This is a genomic window from Thioclava electrotropha (assembly GCF_002085925.2).
Classification (GTDB): domain Bacteria; phylum Pseudomonadota; class Alphaproteobacteria; order Rhodobacterales; family Rhodobacteraceae; genus Thioclava; species Thioclava electrotropha.
Window position 1 is genome coordinate 1,728,376 of record NZ_CP053562.1, and the last position, 20,187, is coordinate 1,748,562.

Here is a 20,187-nt window from a genome sequence, read left to right on the forward strand (position 1 = left end):
AGGCGCCAGCCCGTGGGGACGGGCCGGCGCGCGAGGCTCACCCTCACAGCTTGAGGCAGAGGTTCGTCCGCTCGGTGTAGAATTCGAGCGAATGCACCCCGCCTTCTCGTCCGATCCCGGAGGATTTCGAGCCTCCGAAGGCCGTGCGCAGGTCGCGCAGGAACCACGAATTGACCCAGACGAGACCCGCCTCCATCTGCCCGCCGACGCGATGGGCGCGGCTGAGATTTTCGGTGAGGATCGTGGCCGACAGTCCGTAATTGGTATCGTTGGCCATCGCGATCACCTCGTCTTCGCTGTCGAAGGGCTGGATGTGGCAGCAGGGGCCGAAGATCTCCTCGCGCACGATGGGGCTGTCCTCGGGCAGGCCGGTCCAGATCGTGGGCTCGACGAAGAAGCCCCCGTTGCGATAGTCGCCTTCGGGGAAGTCGGGAACGCCGCCGCCGGTGATGATCTGCGCCCCCAGATCGGCGGCCTTCTTGTAATAGCTCAGCACCTTTTCGCGATGCTCGGCCGAGATCAGCGGGCCGATGGTCGCGCCGTCGGTATCCGGGCCGCCTTGGATCAGAGCTTCCGCCCCTGCTTTCAGGCGGCTGACGAACTCGTCAAACACGGGCCGTTCGACGTAAATCCGCTCGGTGCCCAGACAGACCTGCCCGGTATTGGCAAAGCACGAGCGCATCGTGACCTCGATCGCCTTGTCCATATCCGCATCGGCAAAGACGATGGCGGGGTTCTTGCCGCCGAGTTCAAATGACACATCGCGCAGACCCACCGCGGCCTGTTTCATGATCGCCTCGCCGGTGCGGGTCTCGCCGGTGAATGTGATGCCGTCGACGCCCGGATGCTGGGTCAGCAATTCGCCCGCGCTGTCCGGCCCGAAACCGTGGATCACGTTATAGACGCCCTTCGGGATGCCCACCTCGTTCATCACCTCGCCCAGCAGGGTCGCGGTGGCGGGGCTTTCCTCGGAGGGCTTCACGACGACGGTGTTGCCGCAGGCCAGCGCCGGGCCGACTTTCCACGTCATCAGCAGGAAGGGCGCGTTCCAGGGCGAGATCACCCCGATCACGCCTTTCGGACGGTGCAGTTCGAGATTGGCCGCGCCCGTGCCGTCGGGCGTATCCATATGGAAATACTCGCCGCCCGTGTTCTTCAGCATCTCCGCGAAGATCCGGAAATTCGCCGCGCCGCGCGGGATTTCGACCTTTTCGGCAAAGCCGCGCGTGTGGCCGGTATCTTGCACTTCCGCTTCCATGAAATCGGCCTTGCGCGCATCGATCGCGTCGGCGAGCTTCATCAGCAGGTCGCAGCGTTGCGCCTTCGGCATCTTGCCCCAGGGGCCTTTCAGTGCCGCCTGTGCCGCCTCCACCGCGTCGTTCACATCCTCGGTCAGCGCCTCATGCACATCGGCGATCTTCTCGCCGGTGGACGGGGAAATCTTGTCGAAGGTCTTGCCCGATTGCGCGGCGCGGTATTCGCCGTCGATGAAGAGCTTATGCGTGGTCATATCGTCCTCCCGTGAGCCACCTTTTGGGCGACAAGCTAGGCAACCCGGCCGATACGCTCCAATGCTTTTGTATCCCGCACGCGATACCGTTTTTGCATGATGCCGCATCGGGGTGCGATGCAAAACCCGTATCAAGCCCGGTCCGTCAAAGTATTGGAGCGTATCGCGCCGCCGTCTTAGCCTTGATCCGGAGGCAGCCCGTATCGGTTTCACGTGACCGACGCAGATGAGGGCCGCGACGGAGGACATATGCTGGACAGCACCAAGATCGAGAGCTTGGGCGATGCGCTGTATGACGCGCTGCGCTCGGGCCGACCGACCCAGAAAATCAGCGCGCTCGAACCCGAGAGCGACATCGAGGACGCCTATCGCATCCAGTTGCGGATGCTGAAGCGGCGTCTGGAGGCGGGCGACGCGGTCGTCGGCAAGAAGATCGGCCTGACGAGCCGTGCCATTCAGGACGCGCTCGGCGTCTACCAGCCCGATTTCGGGCAGGTGACGAAGCGGATGCTGTTCGAGGATGGCGCGACGATCGACCTGTCGAAACTGATGCAGCCGCGTTTGGAGGGCGAGCTGGCCTTCCGCCTGAAGGAAGACCTGATCGGGCCGGGCGTGACCGTGACCGACGTGATCCGCGCCACCGATTACGTGACGCCCTGTTTCGAGATCGTAGATACGCGTTTCGAGGATTGGAAGATCAAGATTCAGGACACTGTGGCCGATAACGCGTCCTGCGGCGTGTTCGTGCTGGGCGAGGCCAAGGCCGATCCGCGCGATCTGGACCTGAGCCTCGCAGGCATGGTGATCGAGAAGAACGGCGAAGTGGTCGCGACAGGGGCCGGGGCTGCGGTGCAGGGCTCGCCGGTGATGGCGGTCGCGTGGCTCGCCAATACGCTCGGGCGTCTGGGGATCCCGCTGAAAGCCGGGGAGATCATCCTGTCGGGCGCGCAGGCGCCGCTGCTGGCTGTCACGGATGGCGATCATTTCACTTGCGAGATCGCGGGCATCGGCGCGTGCGAGATGCGTTTTGCCGGGAGGGCGATGGTATGAGCCTCGATCAACCGAAGACCGTCGATGAGGAAGCGATTATCCGCATGGCCGAGCGCGTCGAGACCGCGCAGCGCTACGCGGTGCCGATCCGCAAGCTGACCGAGGATTACCCCGATCTGACCATCGCCGACGCCTATCGCGTTCAGACCGCGCTGCGCCGCAATCTGGAGAAGAAAGGCGAGCGGGTAATCGGTTGGAAAGCAGGCCTGACCTCGAAGCCGAAAATGGCGCAGATGGGGGTCTCGACCCCCGGCGTGGGCTTCCTGACCGACGCGATGGAGCGTCCGGCGAACTCGAAGATCACCGTCAGTGACATGATCCACCCGCGCGTCGAGGCCGAGATCGCTTTTGTCACCAACAAGGAGCTGTCGGGCAAGGTCACGCGCGACGAGGTGCTGGCTGCCACCGATTATGTCCAGCCCGCGCTGGAGGTGATCGACTCGCGCTTCACCGGGTTCAAGTTCGATCTGGAATCGGTGCTGGCCGATAATTCCAGCTCGGCCCGCTATGTGCCGGGCGGGAGGATGATCCGCCCTGACGCGCTCGATCTGCGGACCGTGGGCGTCGTGTTGGAGCATAACGGCGAGATCGCCGAGATCGGCGCGGGCGCCGAGGTGCTGGGCCACCCCGCCGAGGCGATCGCGATGCTGGTCGGCGTTCTCGATGACATGGGTGAGGTTCTACCTGAGGGCAGCTTCGTGATGGCCGGCGCGATCACCGCCGCCGTGGCCGTCAAACCCGGCGATTCCATCACCGCGAGATTTTACGAGATGGGCTCGATCACGGTGACCTTCACCGAGTGATCCCGAGCCAAGGAGGTTCAAGATGAACAAGATCAAATGTGCCCTGATCGGGTCGGGCAATATCGGCACCGATCTGATGTTCAAGCTGCTGCGCTCGGAGGTGCTGGAGCCGGTCTGGATGGTCGGCATCGACCCCGCTTCCGACGGCCTCAAGCGCGCCAAGGACAAGGGGCTGAAAGTCACCCATGAGGGTGTCGACGGGCTGCTGCCCCATGTCGAGGCAGACGGTATCCAGATCGCGTTCGATGCCACCTCGGCCTATGTCCATGCCGAGAACTCGCGCAAGCTCAACGAGTTGGGCGTGTTCATGGTCGACCTGACGCCCGCCGCGATCGGCCCCTTATGCGTGCCGCCGGTGAACCTTGGCGATCTGGCGAAAGCGACGCCGATGAACGTCAACATGATCTCCTGCGCGGGTCAGGCGACGATCCCGATCGTTTCCGCCGTGGGCGCGGTGCAGAGCGTCGAATATGCCGAGATCATCGCCTCGCTCAGCTCGAAATCCATCGGGCCGGGCACGCGGGCGAACCTTGATGAATTCACCTTCACCACCTCGAACGCGATCGAGAAGGTGGGCGGTGCGAAGAAGGGCAAGGCACTCGCCATCATCAACCCCGCCGACCCGCCGATGATCATGCGCAACACGATCTATTGCGAAGTCGATGGCGAGCCGGACAGGGAGGCGATCACCAAATCCGTCAAGGAGATGATCGCGCAGGTCCAGAAATACGTCCCCGGCTACAAGCTGGTGAACGGCCCCGATTTCGACGGCAATCGCGTCGCGGTCTTCATGGAGGTCGCAGGGCTTGGCGACTACCTGCCGACCTATGCGGGCAATCTCGACATCATGACGGCGGCGGCGGCGCGCACCGCCGAGATGTTCGCTGAACGGATCCTCGACGGGTCGATGGAACTCAAGAAACTGGAGCCGGCACAATGACTCGAGAAAGCGTGATCCAACAGAAAGTGAAATCCGGCCTCGAGGGCCGCAAGGTCAAGCTGCACGACATGTCCCTGCGCGACGGGATGCATGCCAAGCGCGAGCAGATCCCGGTCGAGATGATGGTCAAGATCGCCAAGGGTCTGGACGCGGCGGGCGTACCTTACATGCAGATCACCCATGGCGCGGGTCTGGGTGGCAACTCGATCCAGCATGGCCGCGCGTTGGCGTCGAACGCGGAATATATCTCGGCGGTGGCCGAGGTGGTGAAGCAGGCCACGATCTCGGTCCTGCTGATCCCCGGTCTGGGCACGATGAAGGAGCTCGAAGAGGCTTACACCTGCGGCGCGCGCTCGGTCCATGTCGCGACCCATTGCACCGAGGCCGACACCTCACCGCAGCATATCGCCTTCGCGCGCAAGCTCGGGATGGATGCGTCGGGCTTTTTGATGATGTCGCACCTGAACTCGGCCGAGGGGCTGACCGAACAGGCGCTCCTGATGGAGAGCTATGGCGCCAACACTGTCTATGTCACGGACTCGGCGGGCGCGATGCTGACCCATGAGGTCACCCATGCGATCTCGATGATGCGCGATGCGCTGAAACCGGAAACCGAGATCGGCTTCCACGGTCACCACAATCTCGGCCTCGGCATCGCGAATTCCATCGCCGCCATTGGCGCGGGCGCAACCCGGATCGACGCCTCGCTGGCGGGCCTCGGCGCAGGCGCGGGCAATGCGCCGATCGAGGTGCTGGCCGCTGTCTGCGACCGGATGGAGATCGAGACGGGCTCGGATACCTTCGCGCTGATGGATCTGGCCGAGGATGTCGTAGTCCCGTTCATGGATCACGTCGTGCGCGCCGACCGCGAGGCGCTGACGCTGGGCTTTGCCGGGGTCTATTCGACTTTCCTGCTGCCCGCGAAACGCGCAGGCGAGCGCTTCGGCATCCCGGCGCGCGACATCCTCGTGGAACTCGGCCGCAAGAAGATGATCGGCGGTCAGGAAGACATGATCCAGGACACGGCGATGACCATGGCCCGCGAACGCGGCCTGCTGAAGGAGAGCGCCTGACGAGACCCTTTCCGCGCGTCGGTCCCAACGGTGCGCGGAAAGCCGGACCGGGTAGGGGAAGAGGAGCCCTGACGCCCGGAGCGACCGGACGAGAGAAACGCGAAGGGAGGAAATCCATGAAACTGAAACGCGCCGCGCTCGCTTTGAGCGCGCTGATGTCGCTTGCCGCATTGCCGGCCCATGCCATCGACGTGGCCCCGGGGGATTACAACATCCTGCCGTCCGGCACGACTATCGGGCTGCTCTATCTGCAGCACCAAAGCGCCGATACGTTCGAGCTCGGCGGGACGAAGGTGCCCGACAGCAAGGCCAAGGTGAACGTGATGGTCCTGCGCGGGCTGCATTATTCCGAAGCCTTCGGGATGCCCGCGCTCTATCAGGCGGTGCTGCCGATCGTGAATTTCGACACCGCGCGCATTGGCGGTGGGGATATGCCGACCAAATCGGGCGTGGGCGATCTGACGCTGGGCTTCTCGGTCTGGCCGGTGCAGCCGTCGAACCCAGAGACCGGGACAACGCTGGGCGTGACCGCCTTCGTGACCGCGCCCACGGGCCAGTATGACGCGACGAAGGTCAGCGCGGGCTCTGGGACGTGGACGCTGACGCCGCAGATCGGGTTCATTCAGGGGCTCGGGCAGGGGCTCTATTTCGACGCGATGGCCGATGTGGCCTTCACGATGGATCACACGGAGAGCGGCCAGAAGATCGAGCGCAGCCCCGCCACGCAGGTCCAGGCATATCTGCGCAAGCAATTCGGCCAGAAGACCTCCGTGTCCTTCGGCCTGTCCTCGCAGCGTGGCGGCAAGATCAAGGTGGGCGGCACCGATACCGGCCAGCGCACCGAGCGCGATCAGCTCCGCCTATATGCCAATACCTTCGTCACCCCGACCGTCCAGGTGCAGGGGATGCTGGCGAAGGACGTGAACAGCGATGGCGGGTTCCGCAACGACGTGGTCGCGGAGCTGCGTTTCCTGAAGGTCTTCTGATCCTCCCCGGCCGGGCGCGAGCCCTCATTCGTGCCCGGCATTATCCAATACCTTTTGCGATAGTGAGGAGGGTTCCGTTATGACCTATATGGTATCAACGGGAGGAGGCGTGGGAATGGACTTTAAGCGGCTCAAATATTTCCTCGCGGTGGCCGAGGAATTGCATTTCGGACGCGCGGCGAACCGGCTCGATATCGCGCAGCCGCCGCTGTCGCGCCAGATCGCGGCGCTGGAGGCCGAGCTGGAGGTGCAGCTCTTCGACCGCTCGCGCAGCCAGATCCGGCTGACACAGGCGGGCGAGGTGCTGCAGGATCACGCGCGGCAATTGCTTGAACGGTTGGATGCGGCCTATCGCGAGACGAAGATGGTGGGTTCCGGCGCAGGCGGGCGGCTGCGGATCGCCTTTGTCGGATCGGCCTCGCATGGGGTGCTGCCGACGCTGATCAAATCCTACCGATCCTTCTACCCGGAGGTCGAGCTGCAGCTCTCGGCGATGAACAATGCCGAGCTGCACACCGCGCTGGTCAGTCGCGAGATCGACATCGCGGTGGCGCGCCCAATCCTCGATGACGAGGAGTTCCGGCGCGAGCCGCTCTGCACCGAGCCGTTGATCCTCGCGCTGCCCGACAATTCCGACCTCGGCACCCGCGCCGAAATCCATTTCGCAGACCTCGCCGATAAGACCTTCGTGCTCTATCCGCGCAAGCCCCGGCCCAGCTATGCCGATGTCGTGCTCGATATCTGCGCGCGGGAAGGGTTCAAGCCGAAAGCGGTCGATCTGGCGCAGGATTTTCAATCTGCGATCAGCCTTGTTTCCGTGGGCGTGGGGATCGCCGTGGTGCCGCAATCGGTGTCGCGCACGCAGCGCCCCGGCGTGATCTTCCGGCCCTACAAGGGCTATAATCCGGGGACCGGGCTGACCGTGCATGCGCGGCTCGACAATCGCGCGCCGCAGGTAATGCACTTTCTGGAGGTGACACGGAAATTCGCGCGCAAACAGTAGGTTAAGGTGCGAAGTTCAAGTGATACGTTAAGTCGGGCGCGGGTCGTCGCGGAAGGTCGTGGCCTGCACTGAGGGGCGTTCGGCAAAGCCTGCGTGCCAATTGGCCAAATCCGGACGGCCCTCGCGCCAGCCCTCACCGTCGAAGCGGAAATCGAGGTAGCACAGCGCGACCCCGATGCTCAGATGACCGATATCGAAGGGCCGCTCGGTCAGGCGCGCGGCATGACCTTCCAGCCAATGCGCAACCCGGTTCATCTTGGTGCGGTAGACGGCGAGCATCTGCTCGGACCGCTGTTCCTCGGGCCGCATCTTCAGCTCGACAAGCCACGGCAGCGCGACATCCAGAAGCCCCGTTCCCAGCGCCTCGTCGCGCTCGGCCTCGAGCCGCGCGGCGGGGTCGGCGGGGAAAAGCTGCGGGCCGTCCGCGCTTTCCAGATCGGCCCATTCGCAGATGACGTGGCTGTCGAACAGCACGCGGCCATCTTCCAGCTCCAGCGTCGGGATCTTCGATAACGGGTTGATCGCCATCAGCCCCTCATGCGGGATCATCGGATCGGCATGGGTGCGCACGGTCTCGACCTTATCGGCGAGATCTTTCTCATGCAGCGCAACCATCGCTTTGCGGACGTAGGGCGAGCGCGGGGACCAGTGCAGGATCGGCATCGGTTCAGCCCTTGCGCGCGACGGAGGCCAGCACGTCCTCGTTCACCGTGATCCCGAGGCCGGAGCCGGTCGGGCAATGGACGTGGAAATCGGCGAAGCGGATCTCGCCGCCGGTGAGGTCCGTCTTCAGGATCTTCGGGCCGAAATGCTCGCAGCCCCATTCGAGCCGGGGCAGGGTGGAGAACACCGCCAGATGCGCCGCGGCGCCGATGCCGCTCTCGATCAGGCAGCCGCCATACAGCTCCATCCCGCAGGCCTGCGCGATCCCGGCGGCGCGCTTGATTTCATTCAGCCCGCCCGATTTCACCAGTTTCAGCGAATAGACGGAACCGGCTGCAGCGATGCCGTTGGCGATAATATCGGGGCCGGTGAAGGCGGCCTCGTCGACCATGATCGGGATCGCGGCGCGGGCGGCCACGCGTGCGGTGGCCGCAATCAGACCGGGGCGCAGCGGCTGTTCGATCAGCGACACGCCCATCTCGGCCAGCTGCGGCAGATAGCGGATCGCGACCGCCTCGGTCCAGCCCTGATTGACGTCGACGATGATCTCGGTGGCTTTGCCCTCCAGCGCCGAGACGATCTTGCGCAGGCGGATCATGTCCTGATCGGGCGTGTTGAAGCCCAGCTTGATCTTGAAGCGGCGATGCTCGCGCGCGTCGAACTTGCGGTTGGCTTCCTCGATTTCCTGATCGGCATCGCCGGAGGCCAGCGCCCAGATCACCTCGATCTTGTCACGCATCGCGCCCCCCATCAGGACCGCGACCGGCAGATCGAGCGAGTGCCCGGCGGCGTCGTAAAGCGCGGCATCCACCGCGGCGCGCGCGGCGTTGTTGCGGCTTGCGGCCTTGGCCATCTTGGCGGCATTCAGCTCGAAATCGAGCGCATTCGCGCCCGCCAGCGCCGGGGCCAGATACGTGTCGATATTGGCCTTCATCGCCTCGACGCTTTCCTCGGCCCAGCGAGGGCCGCCCAGCGTCGATGCCTCGCCCCAGCCGACCGATCCGTCGGCCAGCTCGGCACGCACGATCACATAGGACTGGAAGTTGATTTCCGTGTTGGACAGCTTGTGACGCCGGGTCGTCGGGCAATCGACGATCATCGTCTCGATCTTCGCGATCTGGCGACCCGCATGGGCGTCCGCGCCCTGAAAATGATCTGCGAGTTTCGCAACGCCGGGCGTAGTCATCGGCTCTGTCCTTCGAAATATGTCATTGGTCTTCAAGGTAAATCCGGCGCCACGCGTGCGGCGCCGGGAACTCTTTACGCCACTCGGATCATTCCGCGGCCATCGCCTGAGCCTGATTGCCCAGCGTGAAGTCGAAGCGCAGAACCAGATCGGTGTCCGAACCTTCGGGCGCCTTCTCGAACTTGCCGATCAGGTCCTCTTTCACGGCAAACACCGAGTCGCTGTCGAGATAGTCGCTATCGGCGTCGTAGATCTGCGAGATCAGCGGGCGGTAGCCCTCGCGCGTGACCATCATGTGGATATGGCCCGGACGCATGCAGTGGTGGCCCATGTAGCGGATCAGCTCGCCCGCGGTCTCGTCGCCGGGGATCGGGTAGGGCACGGGGCGGATCGCGACGAAGGCGTAATGCCCGTTCTCGTCGCTCTCGAAGCGGCCACGCAGGTTGTATTCGGGCTGATCGGGGTCGTGGTTCTCGTACAGACCGTTCGGCGCGTCTTCCCAGACGTCGATGATCGCGCCGGGGATCGGGTTGCCCTTGTTGTCGCGGATATAGCCCTCGACATAGACGGTTTCCTGACCCTCGAAGTTCTTCTGAATGGTCGAGGCGCCTTTCGGCATCACCGGAGCGTTCTCGCGGAAGAACGGGCCGAGCACGGTCGAGACGGTCTCGTCGCCCGAGATCGGGTTCGAGAGCATGTCGACGAGCACTTCCACGCCGAGAATGTCGCCCAGAAGGATGAATTCCTGACGCTTGTCCGAGCACAGCGCACCGGCGCGGCCGAGATAGTCGCAGGCATAGAGAAATTCGTCATGGGTCAGGTTCACGTCTTTGCAAAACCCGTGCAGATGCTTGATCAGGCTTTCCATGATCTCGCGCTGGCGCGGCTCGAGCGTGGCGTGCTGGCCCAGCGAGTCGATGACCACATCGGTCACATTATCCACGGTTACGTTGCGCATAAGTCTCCTCCTCGGATGCGGTGGGCGGCCCTCCTCCGGGCAGCACCTTCAATTCGATAAGGAGAGATTTGCATGGCGCACGCGGCTTGGGCCAGACGGGTGCGCGGTATCCTGTAATACCTCAAAGGTTCAGTTTGGGCGAAGTTCATACCCTAGGCGTTCGGAAATCGTCCGCGCGGCGCCCAGGGCGATATTGCGGAAGGCGCGCGGCTGGGCCTCGTGACGCGAGCGGGGGACCGAGATGACCAGCACCGCGACGGGCTGGGCGATATGGTCGCGGATCAGCGCCGAGACGCAGATCACATCCGCCTCGTCCTTCGGCGCGCCCGCGTTGAACCCGTCGCGTGCGAGCGCGTCCAGCTCCGCGCGCAGGCGTGTGCGATCCTCCAGCCGCGAGCCGGGCCGCGTGTGGCGGTCGAGATATTCATCAAGCTGGGCTGGGGAGAACTGCGCCAGATGCAGCATCCCCGGCGGGCTGTCATGCAGCGCGATCCACGACCCCAGCGCCTCGCGCGAGACCCGCAGCGCCTGCGTGCCCTCCAGTGCGTCGAGCACCAGAAGCCGCCCGTGATCGTGCAAGGTCAGGTGCAGCGTCTCGCCATAGTCGCGCCAGAGCGCCGCCAGCACGGGCCGCGCGGCCTCCGTCAGGGCGGAACTATCCTCCAGCGCGCGGTTCAGCGTCGCGACCAGCGGGCCCAGCCGATAGCGCCCGCGCTCGACCTTTCGCAGCAATCCGATTCGCGCCAGACCGTTCACGAGGTCATGCGTGCCGCTCACGGAATTGCCGATCGCGCGTGACAGATCCGTGACCGAATGCTCCGGTTTCGTCGCGGTGAACTGGCGCAACAGCTCTCCGACCTTGCGTAATGTCTTCATTTGGGTCTCCCGGGTCGATTTCCAAATTCAATATTCCGGTAATGCCGGAAAAAGTCGCGGTATTTGTCGATACCTTTCGGTATGGGCTTCGCTCCGGCACGCTCCAATCAGACAGGTCGGCCATGTCTTTCGCTCATCCCGACCTGCTGGAGGAGGAAATATGAAAGACCAAGTGAAAGACGCCCAAAGCGGCGTCACGACCCCCTATACCGGTGCGGAATATCTCGACAGCTTGCAGGATGCCCGCGAGGTCTATGTTCATGGCGAGCGCGTCAAGGATGTCACCAAGCACCCGGCATTTCGCAACTCGTCGCGCATGGTGGCGCGCTGGTATGACAAGCTGCATGCCGAGAAGGACACGATCGGGCGTCCCACCGACACCGGCTCGGGCGGTTGGACGCACCCGTTCTTCAAAGGCGCGAAGACCAAGGAAGACCTGATCGCAGGTCGCGACGCCATCGCCGAGACGCAGCGCGTCGCCAATGGCTGGATGGGCCGTGCGCCGGACTACAAGGCGGCCTTCCTCGGCACGCTCGGCGCCAATTCCAGCTATTACGGGGAATACGAGCAGAACGCGAAGATGTGGTATGCCCGCACCCAGGAGCGGCTCGACTACTGGAACCACGCCATCGTCAATCCGCCCGTCGACCGCCATCTGCCGCCTGAGGAGACCGGCGATGTGTTCATGCAGGTCGAGCGGGAAACCGATGCGGGCGTGATCGTGTCCGGCGCCAAGGTCGTCGCGACCGGCTCGGCGCTGACCCATTACAACTTCATCGGCTATTACGGTGTCCCGGTGAAGGACAAGAAATTCGCGCTGACCTTCACCGCGCCGATGGACAGCCCCGGCGTGAAGCTGATTTCGCGCGCTTCCTACGAATTGAACGCGGCGGTGATGGGCACGCCCTTCGACTATCCGCTCTCCTCGCGCCTCGACGAGAACGACGCCATCCTCGTCTTCGACAAGGTGCTGGTGCCCTGGGAGAACCTGTTCATCTATGGCGATATCGAGAAGCTCAACGGCTTCGTCCCGGCCTCGGGCTTCGCGCCGCGCTTCACGCTGCATGGCTGCACCCGTCTTGCGGTGAAGCTCGACTTCATCGCGGGGCTGTTCTCGAAGGCGCTCGACGCGACGGGCGCCGGTGGCTTCCGTGGTCCGCAAACCGCGGTGGGCGAAGTGATCGGCTGGCGCAACCTGTTCTGGGGCCTCAGCGATGCGATGGTGATGAACCCCGATCAATGGGTCGGAACCGATGGCTATCTCGCGCCGAAATCCTCGTCGGCGATGGCTTACCGCGTCTTCGCACCGATGGCCTACAGCCGGATCAAGGAGCTTATCGAGCGCCATGTGGCCTCTGGCCTGATCTACCTGCCGTCCTCGACGCTCGATTTCCAGTCCGACGACGTGCGCCCCTATCTCGACCGCTTCGTGCGCGGCTCGAACGGGATGGTCGCGGTGGACCGGGTGAAGCTGCTGAAACTGCTCTGGGACGCGATCGGCTCGGAATTCGGCGGCCGTCACGAGCTGTATGAAAGCAACTATGCGGGCAATTACGAAGCGATCCGCATGGAGACCATGTTCACCGCTCAGGCCACGGGCGAGTTGGATATGATGCGCGGCCTCGTCGACAATTTCATGAGCGAATACGACCTCGACGGCTGGGTGTCGAAGGATCTCGTGAACCCCTGGGACGTGAACCGCCTCAAGGGCGGGTTCCAGGCCTGAGACTGAAGGGGCTGCGCGGGATTCTCGCGCGGCCCACGACCCCGGGGAAGGAGGAGCCCCATGAGTTTGGATTTCACAGGGATGAAGACGCAGGTGCTGCGCGACGATCAGATCGCGCTGCCCGCGAGCGTCCTCACCATCGGCGCTTTCGACGGCGTCCATCGCGGCCATCAGGCACTGATCTCGCGCGCCGTGACCGAGGCGCGGGCGGCAGGCGTGGCGTCGGTCGTCTGGACCTTCGATCCGCCGCCGAAAGTGTTTTTCGGCCGCGCCAAGCAACTGTCGCCCGTCTCGGAGAAACTCGCGCGGATCGCGCGGCTCGGGCCCGATTACATCGTGCTGGCGTCGTTTTGCAAAAGCTACGCGGCGCGCAGCCCGCAGGCCTTTCTGGACGATCTGGCGCGGATCAACCCGGCCCGCATTCATGTCGGCGCGGATTTCCGCTTCGGCGCGAAACAGGCGGGCTGCGTGACCACATTGGCCGAGCGCTTCGACGTGACGCTGGCGCCCGCAGTGCTGTGCGAAGGGGGCGAGGTCATCTCGTCCACGCGCATCCGGGGCCTGCGCGCCGAAGGCCGGTCGCGCGAGGCCGTGGCCCTTCAGGGCTCGACCGATGCGGCTGCGCTGATGTCGGGCGCGCTTCTGACACAGGATATGAGATTTGGGGAGGAATTCGATGTCCGGAATTGATCCGCGCGATCTGCGCGACGCTTGCGGCAGTTTCGCAACCGGCGTGACGGTGATTTCGACGCGCACCGAAGATGGCGATCACGGGATGACGGCGAATGCCTTCATGTCGGTCTCGCTCGACCCGCCGCTGATCACCATCTCGCTCGATCACAACTGCAAGCTGCGCGAGAAGGTGCGCGCCTCGGGGCGGTACGCGGTCTCGGTGCTCAATCACGAGATGGAAGGGCTGGCGATGCATTTCGCGGGCCGCCACGATCCGGCGCATAACGATCCCTTCATCGAGCGCGCCGGGATGCCCGTCGTGCCGGGGGCTGCCTGCGTCTTCGTGACCGAGGTCGCGCAGGAGGTTGAGGCGGGCGATCACACGCTCTTCATCGGCAAGGTGGTCGAAATCGAGCGCGATCTAGAGGCCCGGCCGCTTCTGTTCTGCGGTGGCAAGTTCGGCGCGCTGGCGAGCTAGGCCAACGCTATTGCGCGAAGATGTCGCGCCAGCGTTCGAGGAATCGCGCGGTTTTCATCGTATCCGTCGCAACCAGTAGCGCCGGGCCAAGCGCGATGAGGCGTTGCAGGGCCAGCGTCTCGTCGCTGCCGCCACCGTCGCGCGTGATCGGGTCGATCAGCTTGGTCTCCGCAAGCGCCCTCTGACCGCCGGGCGAGAGCAGGAAATCCAGCAGCTTCGCGGCGGTCGGATTGGGCTCGCGTCCCGGCAGATAGGCTGCACGCGACAGAACAAGCGTGTAATCGGCGGGCGCGATGATCCCCAGATCGGGATTGTCACGCGCCGCCTGCGCCGCGTAGGAGCCGAGGATATTATAGGCGATCAGGTAGCGCCCGCCCGCGACTCCATCGATGATCTCGGCCGAGCAGCAGGTGGCGACCGCGCCGGAGCGCGCGAAGGCCTCGGTCAGCGCGCCGAAGGTGCTGGCCTCCTGACTGTCGAGGAAAGCGAACAGGAACCCGAGCCCTGAATCCGCGATGTCATAGGTCGCGACCTTGCCGGTGTAGGGCGATTGCGCGGGCCGCAGCAGGTCCACCAGATCGAAGCGCGTGCGCGGCACGTCCTCGGGCGGGACCAGCGCGCGGTTGTAGATCATCACCGCAGGCTCGCGCGAGATGCCCCAGACCTGATCGCGCCAGCGCAGGTCCTTCGGCAGCGCCGTCGTCTCGGGCGAGACCCAGGTGGCGGCGCAATTGTCGTTCACCAGCTTCACCACATGCTGCACACCGGAACTGATGACCAGATCGGCGCCGGGTTTGCCGGACGCGCAGTCGGCCTCGGAAATATCGTAGAGGTCGTTCGAGCCCCATTGCTCGAACCGGATCGCAAGGCCGGGCTGGGTGTCGAGAAACGCCTCGATCGCGGGGGCGAGGATGTTCACATCGGTCGTGGTGCGCAGGGTGATCTTGCGCACGGGCTGATCGGGGCCGAAGGTGCGGACGGCTTCGGGCTCGGCCGCCGCGACGGTGGAACTCAGGCATAGCCAGAGCGTCAGGGTCAGGAGCGCGCGGATCATGTGGTCTCCTCGGCCTGGGGCAGGGTGATCGCGATGGTGAAGCCTGCCGCATCGCTCTCCATTTCCAGCGTGCCGCCATAGGTTTCCGCCACCGATTGCGCGATGGCGAGGCCCAGCCCGCTCGACGCACCGCGCCGCCGCGTGTCCGAATGTCCAGACGCGAAACGCTCGCCCAGACGCGCGCGCAGCTCGGGCGTGGGACCGGGGCCTGCGTCGCGCACCCAGAGCCGGGCGCGCCCGTCGCGCAGCTCCGCACCGATGGTGACCGGGGCTTCGCCATGCGCCAGCGCATTGCCCAGCAGGTTCTTCGCGGCCTCGGACAGCGAGAGTTCGTCGGCCAGCACGGGCACCTCCGCCTCGGCGATCTCCAGCCGGATTTCGCTGCCCGGCGCGAGGGCCGCATGATCGCCTTCCTCGAAGATATCCAAGGCGATGTTGCGCAGATCGACCCGCTCGCGCCGCGCACTGTCGGCGCGGTGGATCACAAGCGCGCGCGACAGCATCTGGTCGAGCAGGCGGCTCAGCCGTACCGTGCCGGAATGCATCTTCGCGACGATCTGGTCGCGCCGGGCGGGGTCGTCTTCCTCGGCGGCGAGGTCGGATTGCGCGCGCAGCGCCGCAACGGGGGTGCGAAGCTGATGCGCGGTGTCCGAGATCAGGCTTTTCATCGTGGCGAATTGCCGGTCCAGTCGCCCCATGAACCCGTTCGTCGCCTGCACCATCACATCGACCTCACGCGGCACGGCGGCGCGGATCGGGGTGAGGTCCTGCGGGTCGCGCTCCGAGATGCGATGGGCCAACCGCTCCAGCGGGCGCAGTGCGCTATGGACGATGATGATCGCGAAGGCGAGCATGGCGATGCCGCCGACCGCCAGCCCGCCAAGCGCGTTGCGGGTGATGCTGAGCGCAAGCTGGGTGCGTGCCCGCAGGGTTTGCCCCACGATCACCTCCACCGTGCCGGAGAACTGGCGCTCCGCGAAACGGCGCGTGACCCGGATGTAGCGTGCGGGCTCTCCCTTGAAGCGTGCGTCGTAAAGCTCGGAATCTTGTGCGGTCGTGTCGGGGCGGGGCAGGTCCTCGTAGCCCGTCAGCACCGCGCCTTTCGGGCCGCTGACCTGATAGGCGATGCGGTCATCGGGGGCGAGGGCCAGTAGCTCAAACGCCGAGACCGGCAGATCGACGACAGGCGCGCCGTCGCGGATCGAGATCGAGGCGGCGATGTCATTGGCCGCGCCCACCAGCAGCCGGTCGAAGGCGTCACGGGCCGCCGCGCGCCCATAGGCGAAGGCGGCAAGTGCGAGGATCAACCCGCCGACGATCATCAGCCCCGACAGCCCGGTCACGAGCCGCGCGGTCAGCGAGCGCGTGGCGGAAAGGCCGGTCTCGCGGGGGAGAGGGCCGTCAGACATCGCCATCCCGTGCCGCCAGACGGTAGCCGCGTCCGCGCAGGGTCTCGATCTCGACCCCGCTGCCCGCGATCTTCTTGCGCAGCCGCGCGATATAAAGCTCGATCGCATTGTCGCCCGGCACCGCGTCGTCGAAAGCGTAAAGCCCCTCGTGCAGCCGATCCTTCGACATCACTTGCCCCGCATTGCGCATCAGAATGCCCAGCAGCGCGAATTCGCGCCCCGTCAGTTTCAGCGCCTGATCCCCGACCGTGGCGCTGCCTGCTGTCGCGTTATAGCGCAGATGGCCAAGCTCCAGATCGGCGGAGCGATCCGTCGTCTGCCGCCGGCCGATCGCATGAAGTCTTGCCTCCAACTCACGGTGATCAAAGGGTTTTACGAGATAGTCGTCAGCCCCGAGTTCAAAGGCGGAGATCTTGTCATCCACCGAGAATTGCGCGGTCAGCATCAGCACCGGCATCGTGGCGGCCTGCGCGCGCATCTCGCGCAGAAGGTCCGTGCCGCTGCCATCGGGCAGGTTGATGTCGAGGATCACCGCGTCATAGGCCTGCACCGCCAGAAAGTCGCGCGCCTCGCCCACGGAGGCGGCGAGATCGCAGGCCATGCCCGAGCGCGCAAGCCGACGTTGCGTGGCCTCGGCCAGCTCCTCGGCATCCTCCACTAGCAAGAGCCGCATTCTTCCTCCCTCATGCGCCTCTGAACCTGTGACAGGTTCGTGACAGGTTCAAGCGGTAAAACCCGGCACATAGCCCGCTGCGGGAGGCAACGGGCGGACAGTGGAGGATATACCATGGCTTTTAAACTCATGCGCGCGGCGATTGCCGTCGCGGCACTCACCGTTGCGACCGGCGCTTCGGCGCAGGAATGCATCGCGCCCGCGAACCCCGGCGGCGGCTGGGACTTCACCTGCCGTCAGGTCGGCAAAACCATGCAGGATCTGGGCCTTATCGACTCGACCGTGCAGGTCGTGAACCTCGCCGGTGGCGGCGGTGGCGTGGCCTTCGCCGAAGTGGTCAACAAGCGCAATGACGACGACAACCTGATTGTCGCGGCCTCCTCGGCCACCGCGACCCGTCTGGCGCAAGGCGCCTATCCGGGCAACTCGATGGATCAGGTCCGCTGGATCGGTTCGATCGGCGCGGATTACGGCGTGATCGCCGTCGCAGCCGACAGCGACATCCAGACGCTTCCGGAACTGCTCGACAAGATCAAGGCCGATCCGAATTCGGTCTCCGTCGCGGGCGGCTCGGCCGTGGGCGGCTGGGATCACCTCAAGGTGCTGATCGCGGCGGACGCTTACGGCATCGATGATGTGCGCAAGGTCAAATACATCGCCTTCGACGGCGGCGGCGAAGCGGTCACCCAGCTTCTGGCGGGTTCGGTTCAGGCCTTCACCGGCGATCTGTCGGAAGCCAAGGGCTTCGTCGACTCCGGTGATATCCGCGTGATCGCGGTGCTGGCGCCCGAGCGTCTGGACGGCGAATTCTCGGAATTCCCGACCGCGAAAGAGCAGGGCGTGGATGCGATCGGCGCGAACTGGCGCGGCTTCTACGCGCCGGGCGGCATGTCCGACGAGGCTTACCAGGCTTGGGTCGACAAGGTCGGCCAGCTCTATGCCTCCGACGAGTGGAAGCAGGTGATGGCGGCCAACGGTCTGGCCCCGCTCGACCTGCAGGGCGCTGAATTCGAGAGCTTCGTGCAGAATTCGGTCCAGCAAATCCAGGATATCTCGCGCCAGATCGGCATCATCAAGTAAGCGAGACAACCCATGCGCGCGGCGGGCTTTCGAGTGCCGCCGCGCCTTCATACCAAGGGAGGGGATCATGAGTGATCGCATCTTCGGCGCCGTCGGCCTGTGCCTTGCGCTGTTCTACGGCTGGGCGACGCTGCAAATCCAAGAAAGTTTCCTGTCGGATGCGGTGGGGCCGAAAACCTTTCCGCTGGTGATCGCGGTGATCCTCGGGCTCTCCTCGCTCGTGATCTTGCTGCGCCCCGATCCCGACCCGGTCTGGCCGAGCCTCTCGCGGCTCGCCGAAATCCTCGCCGCAGTGGTGGTGATGATCCTCTATGCCGAGTTTCTGCCCGTCGTGGGCTTCCTGATCGCGACCGCCTTTGCCAGCGCCTACCTGACATGGCGGCTGGGCACGCGGCCGCTGCAATCCATCGTCGTCGGCGTCGCCACCTCGATCGGTATCTACGTAATTTTCAAGCTGGTGCTGGGCCTCTCGCTCGCCAGCGGCCCCTTCGGCTTCTGAGGTGAAATGATGGACACCTTAATGTCACTCGCAGACGGTTTTCACACCGCTCTGACCTTCGAGAACCTGCTGCTCGCGCTCTTGGGCACGTTCCTTGGCACCATGATGGGCGCGCTGCCCGGGCTTGGCCCGTCCAACGGCGTCGCGATCCTGATCCCGCTGGCCTTCACGCTGGGGCTGGGCGCTACCCCCTCGCTGATCCTGCTGACCTCGGTCTATTACGGGGCGATGTATGGCGGGCGGATCAGTTCGATCCTGCTCAATATTCCGGGCGACGAGCCCGCGATGATGACCTGTCTCGACGGCTATCCGATGGCCAAGAAGGGCCTTGCGGGCGAGGCGCTGTCGCTCTCGGGCATCGCAAGCTTCGTGGGTGCTTTCATCGCCACCTGGGGCCTTATCCTGCTGGCGCCGCAGCTGGTGAAATTCGCGCTGCTGTTCGGACCGGCAGAATATTTCGCGCTCTTCGCACTGGCCTTCGCTACGCTGGGTGGGGTCTCCTCGACCAATCAGGCGAAATCGGCTTTCGCCGCGATGCTGGGCCTTGGCCTGTCGGTGATCGGCGTGGATACCCAGACCGGCGTGCCGCGTCTGACCTTCGGCGAGGTCCACCTCTATGACGGGCTCGATTTCCTCGTCGCCATCGTCGGTCTCTTCGCGCTGTCGGAAGTGTTCATCTTCCTCGAGCACCGCCACGGCTCGGCCACCGGCGCGGGCCACAAGGTCTCGGTCGGGCGCATCACGCCGCCGTGGAAGATGGTGAAAGAGACGACGCCGACCATGCTGCGCTCGTCGCTGCTGGGCTTCGTCGCGGGCGTGCTGCCGGGGGCAGGGGCGTCGCTGGGCTCCTTCATCTCCTACTCGATGGAGAAGAAGCTGGTCGATCGCAAGAACACCTTCGGCACGGGCGATCCGCGCGGTGTGGCCGCCCCCGAGGCGGGCAACAACGCGGCAGCCGGCGGGGCGCTTGTGCCGATGCTGGCGCTTGGCGTGCCGGGCTCGGGCACCACGGCGGTGCTGCTGGCGGTGCTTCTGTCGCTCAACATCACGCCCGGCCCCTTGCTGTTCCAGAACAACCCCGATGTGGTCTGGGGCCTGATCGCGGCGCTCTTCATCGCCAACTTCATGCTGCTCGCTATGAACATCCCGATGGTGGGCATCTTCACCCGCGTGCTGATGATCCCGCCGCGGATTCTGATGCCGATCGTCGCGATGGTCTCCTTCGTGGGGATCTACGGGATTTCCGGCTCCAGCTTCGATCTGCTGGTGATGATCGGCTTCGGTGTGATGGGCTGGCTGCTGCGCAAGCTCGACGTGCCGCTGGTGCCGATCATTCTCGGCACGCTTCTGGGCAACACGATGGAGAACAACCTGCGCCGGGCCGTCACGATCTCGAACGGCGATTACTGGACGCTGGTCGGCAGCCCGCTGGCGATCGGTCTGTGGACCGTGGCGATCGTGGGCTTCATCCTGCCGCTGTTCCTGAGCCGCTTCGTGAAAGCGCGGATGCATGAGCGCCGCGATGACGAGGGTGCGATCTCGGACTGA

The 20,187-nt window shown here is 64.8% G+C and carries 20 protein-coding genes; 12 read left to right on the forward strand and 8 right to left on the reverse strand.

All coding sequences use genetic code 11. The features are described from left to right. Nucleotides 1-43: 43 nt before the first annotated feature. Complete coding sequence (locus tag AKL02_RS08245; protein ID WP_083075354.1) at nucleotides 44-1,510, reverse strand: 2-hydroxymuconic semialdehyde dehydrogenase; 1,467 nt, start codon at nucleotides 1,508-1,510, stop codon at nucleotides 44-46. A 249-nt stretch (nucleotides 1,511-1,759) separates the two neighbouring features. Here AKL02_RS08245 and AKL02_RS08250 point away from each other — a divergent pair, with 249 nt between their 5' ends. From AKL02_RS08250 to AKL02_RS08275, 6 genes are all read left to right on the forward strand, one after another. Next, a complete protein-coding gene (locus AKL02_RS08250; RefSeq protein ID WP_269780198.1) occupies nucleotides 1,760-2,560 on the forward strand; it encodes a fumarylacetoacetate hydrolase family protein in 801 nt (266 codons plus the stop codon). Beyond that, nucleotides 2,557-3,363, forward strand: a complete 807-nt coding sequence (gene dmpH / locus AKL02_RS08255) for a 2-oxo-3-hexenedioate decarboxylase (RefSeq protein ID WP_083075356.1) — start codon at nucleotides 2,557-2,559, stop codon at nucleotides 3,361-3,363. Before AKL02_RS08250 ends, dmpH begins: the two co-directional genes overlap by 4 nt. A gap of 22 nt (nucleotides 3,364-3,385) precedes the next feature. Further along, entirely contained in the window at nucleotides 3,386-4,303 is a 918-nt protein-coding gene (locus AKL02_RS08260; protein ID WP_083075358.1) for an acetaldehyde dehydrogenase (acetylating), read from the forward strand. Then, on the forward strand, nucleotides 4,300-5,376 hold the full coding sequence (gene dmpG / locus AKL02_RS08265) for a 4-hydroxy-2-oxovalerate aldolase (protein WP_083075360.1): 1,077 nt from the start codon (nucleotides 4,300-4,302) through the stop codon (nucleotides 5,374-5,376). Before AKL02_RS08260 ends, dmpG begins: the two co-directional genes overlap by 4 nt. A 116-nt stretch (nucleotides 5,377-5,492) precedes the next feature. Further along, complete coding sequence (locus AKL02_RS08270) at nucleotides 5,493-6,362, forward strand: transporter (protein WP_083075362.1); 870 nt, start codon at nucleotides 5,493-5,495, stop codon at nucleotides 6,360-6,362. Nucleotides 6,363-6,477: 115 nt separating this feature from the next. Continuing rightward, nucleotides 6,478-7,365 carry a LysR family transcriptional regulator gene (locus AKL02_RS08275; RefSeq protein ID WP_078519240.1) on the forward strand — a complete coding sequence of 296 codons (888 nt, stop codon included), beginning with the start codon at nucleotides 6,478-6,480 and terminating at the stop codon, nucleotides 7,363-7,365. Between the two features lie 27 nt (nucleotides 7,366-7,392). Here AKL02_RS08275 and AKL02_RS08280 read toward each other — a convergent pair whose 3' ends face one another. From AKL02_RS08280 to AKL02_RS08295, 4 genes are all read right to left on the reverse strand, one after another. Next, on the reverse strand, nucleotides 7,393-8,028 hold the full coding sequence (locus tag AKL02_RS08280; protein ID WP_083075364.1) for a glutathione S-transferase family protein: 636 nt from the start codon (nucleotides 8,026-8,028) through the stop codon (nucleotides 7,393-7,395). A 4-nt stretch (nucleotides 8,029-8,032) separates the two neighbouring features. Beyond that, a complete protein-coding gene (locus AKL02_RS08285) occupies nucleotides 8,033-9,214 on the reverse strand; it encodes a muconate/chloromuconate family cycloisomerase (RefSeq protein ID WP_083075366.1) in 1,182 nt (393 codons plus the stop codon). 88 nt (nucleotides 9,215-9,302) lie between these two features. After that, the gene (locus AKL02_RS08290) at nucleotides 9,303-10,172 is read right to left on the reverse strand and encodes a dioxygenase family protein (RefSeq protein WP_083075368.1); all 870 of its coding nucleotides are present in this window, start codon (nucleotides 10,170-10,172) and stop codon (nucleotides 9,303-9,305) included. Nucleotides 10,173-10,301: 129 nt separating this feature from the next. After that, entirely contained in the window at nucleotides 10,302-11,048 is a 747-nt protein-coding gene (locus tag AKL02_RS08295; protein ID WP_083075370.1) for an IclR family transcriptional regulator, read from the reverse strand. Between the two features lie 160 nt (nucleotides 11,049-11,208). Here AKL02_RS08295 and AKL02_RS08300 point away from each other — a divergent pair, with 160 nt between their 5' ends. Genes AKL02_RS08300 through AKL02_RS08310 form a run of 3 tightly spaced genes read left to right on the forward strand, consistent with a single transcriptional unit; the run spans nucleotide 11,209 to nucleotide 13,924 of the window. Continuing rightward, nucleotides 11,209-12,774, forward strand: a complete 1,566-nt coding sequence (locus tag AKL02_RS08300) for a 4-hydroxyphenylacetate 3-hydroxylase N-terminal domain-containing protein (protein ID WP_083075372.1) — start codon at nucleotides 11,209-11,211, stop codon at nucleotides 12,772-12,774. A gap of 60 nt (nucleotides 12,775-12,834) precedes the next feature. Continuing rightward, complete coding sequence (locus tag AKL02_RS08305) at nucleotides 12,835-13,464, forward strand: FAD synthetase family protein (RefSeq protein WP_083075374.1); 630 nt, start codon at nucleotides 12,835-12,837, stop codon at nucleotides 13,462-13,464. Beyond that, on the forward strand, nucleotides 13,451-13,924 hold the full coding sequence (locus tag AKL02_RS08310; protein ID WP_078519234.1) for a flavin reductase family protein: 474 nt from the start codon (nucleotides 13,451-13,453) through the stop codon (nucleotides 13,922-13,924). The genes AKL02_RS08305 and AKL02_RS08310 overlap by 14 nt, the downstream gene beginning before the upstream one ends. Before the next feature lie 7 nt (nucleotides 13,925-13,931). Here the strand turns inward: AKL02_RS08310 and AKL02_RS08315 are convergent, their stop codons facing one another. The 3 genes from AKL02_RS08315 to AKL02_RS08325 are packed head-to-tail and all read right to left on the reverse strand — an operon-like array spanning nucleotide 13,932 to nucleotide 17,060. Continuing rightward, nucleotides 13,932-14,978, reverse strand: coding sequence for an ABC transporter substrate-binding protein (locus AKL02_RS08315; RefSeq protein WP_083075376.1), 1,047 nt, complete (start codon nucleotides 14,976-14,978; stop codon nucleotides 13,932-13,934). Further along, nucleotides 14,975-16,387, reverse strand: a complete 1,413-nt coding sequence (locus tag AKL02_RS08320; protein WP_083075610.1) for a sensor histidine kinase — start codon at nucleotides 16,385-16,387, stop codon at nucleotides 14,975-14,977. Before AKL02_RS08320 ends, AKL02_RS08315 begins: the two co-directional genes overlap by 4 nt. After that, nucleotides 16,380-17,060: a response regulator transcription factor gene (locus tag AKL02_RS08325; protein WP_083075378.1), complete on the reverse strand. Its 681-nt coding sequence runs from the start codon at nucleotides 17,058-17,060 to the stop codon at nucleotides 16,380-16,382. The genes AKL02_RS08320 and AKL02_RS08325 overlap by 8 nt, the downstream gene beginning before the upstream one ends. 114 nt (nucleotides 17,061-17,174) lie before the next feature. Between AKL02_RS08325 and AKL02_RS08330 the strand changes: the two genes are divergently transcribed. From AKL02_RS08330 to AKL02_RS08340, 3 genes are all read left to right on the forward strand, one after another. Beyond that, the gene (locus tag AKL02_RS08330; protein ID WP_083075380.1) at nucleotides 17,175-18,140 is read left to right on the forward strand and encodes a Bug family tripartite tricarboxylate transporter substrate binding protein; all 966 of its coding nucleotides are present in this window, start codon (nucleotides 17,175-17,177) and stop codon (nucleotides 18,138-18,140) included. Nucleotides 18,141-18,207: 67 nt separating this feature from the next. Then, complete coding sequence (locus AKL02_RS08335; protein ID WP_083075382.1) at nucleotides 18,208-18,639, forward strand: tripartite tricarboxylate transporter TctB family protein; 432 nt, start codon at nucleotides 18,208-18,210, stop codon at nucleotides 18,637-18,639. Between the two features lie 9 nt (nucleotides 18,640-18,648). Continuing rightward, complete coding sequence (locus tag AKL02_RS08340) at nucleotides 18,649-20,187, forward strand: tripartite tricarboxylate transporter permease (protein ID WP_078547322.1); 1,539 nt, start codon at nucleotides 18,649-18,651, stop codon at nucleotides 20,185-20,187.

Bases quoted from the DNA above. Each gene is read 5' to 3' on its own strand.
- AKL02_RS08245 (WP_083075354.1), bottom strand. From the start codon at position 1,510: ATGACCACGCATAAGCTCTTCATCGACGGCGAATACCGCGCCGCGCAA.
- AKL02_RS08250 (WP_269780198.1), top strand. From the start codon at position 1,760: ATGCTGGACAGCACCAAGATCGAGAGCTTGGGCGATGCGCTGTATGAC.
- dmpH (WP_083075356.1), top strand. From the start codon at position 2,557: ATGAGCCTCGATCAACCGAAGACCGTCGATGAGGAAGCGATTATCCGC.
- AKL02_RS08260 (WP_083075358.1), top strand. From the start codon at position 3,386: ATGAACAAGATCAAATGTGCCCTGATCGGGTCGGGCAATATCGGCACC.
- dmpG (WP_083075360.1), top strand. From the start codon at position 4,300: ATGACTCGAGAAAGCGTGATCCAACAGAAAGTGAAATCCGGCCTCGAG.
- AKL02_RS08270 (WP_083075362.1), top strand. From the start codon at position 5,493: ATGAAACTGAAACGCGCCGCGCTCGCTTTGAGCGCGCTGATGTCGCTT.
- AKL02_RS08275 (WP_078519240.1), top strand. From the start codon at position 6,478: ATGGACTTTAAGCGGCTCAAATATTTCCTCGCGGTGGCCGAGGAATTG.
- AKL02_RS08280 (WP_083075364.1), bottom strand. From the start codon at position 8,028: ATGCCGATCCTGCACTGGTCCCCGCGCTCGCCCTACGTCCGCAAAGCG.
- AKL02_RS08285 (WP_083075366.1), bottom strand. From the start codon at position 9,214: ATGACTACGCCCGGCGTTGCGAAACTCGCAGATCATTTTCAGGGCGCG.
- AKL02_RS08290 (WP_083075368.1), bottom strand. From the start codon at position 10,172: ATGCGCAACGTAACCGTGGATAATGTGACCGATGTGGTCATCGACTCG.
- AKL02_RS08295 (WP_083075370.1), bottom strand. From the start codon at position 11,048: ATGAAGACATTACGCAAGGTCGGAGAGCTGTTGCGCCAGTTCACCGCG.
- AKL02_RS08300 (WP_083075372.1), top strand. From the start codon at position 11,209: ATGAAAGACCAAGTGAAAGACGCCCAAAGCGGCGTCACGACCCCCTAT.
- AKL02_RS08305 (WP_083075374.1), top strand. From the start codon at position 12,835: ATGAGTTTGGATTTCACAGGGATGAAGACGCAGGTGCTGCGCGACGAT.
- AKL02_RS08310 (WP_078519234.1), top strand. From the start codon at position 13,451: ATGTCCGGAATTGATCCGCGCGATCTGCGCGACGCTTGCGGCAGTTTC.
- AKL02_RS08315 (WP_083075376.1), bottom strand. From the start codon at position 14,978: ATGATCCGCGCGCTCCTGACCCTGACGCTCTGGCTATGCCTGAGTTCC.
- AKL02_RS08320 (WP_083075610.1), bottom strand. From the start codon at position 16,387: ATGTCTGACGGCCCTCTCCCCCGCGAGACCGGCCTTTCCGCCACGCGC.
- AKL02_RS08325 (WP_083075378.1), bottom strand. From the start codon at position 17,060: ATGCGGCTCTTGCTAGTGGAGGATGCCGAGGAGCTGGCCGAGGCCACG.
- AKL02_RS08330 (WP_083075380.1), top strand. From the start codon at position 17,175: ATGGCTTTTAAACTCATGCGCGCGGCGATTGCCGTCGCGGCACTCACC.
- AKL02_RS08335 (WP_083075382.1), top strand. From the start codon at position 18,208: ATGAGTGATCGCATCTTCGGCGCCGTCGGCCTGTGCCTTGCGCTGTTC.
- AKL02_RS08340 (WP_078547322.1), top strand. From the start codon at position 18,649: ATGGACACCTTAATGTCACTCGCAGACGGTTTTCACACCGCTCTGACC.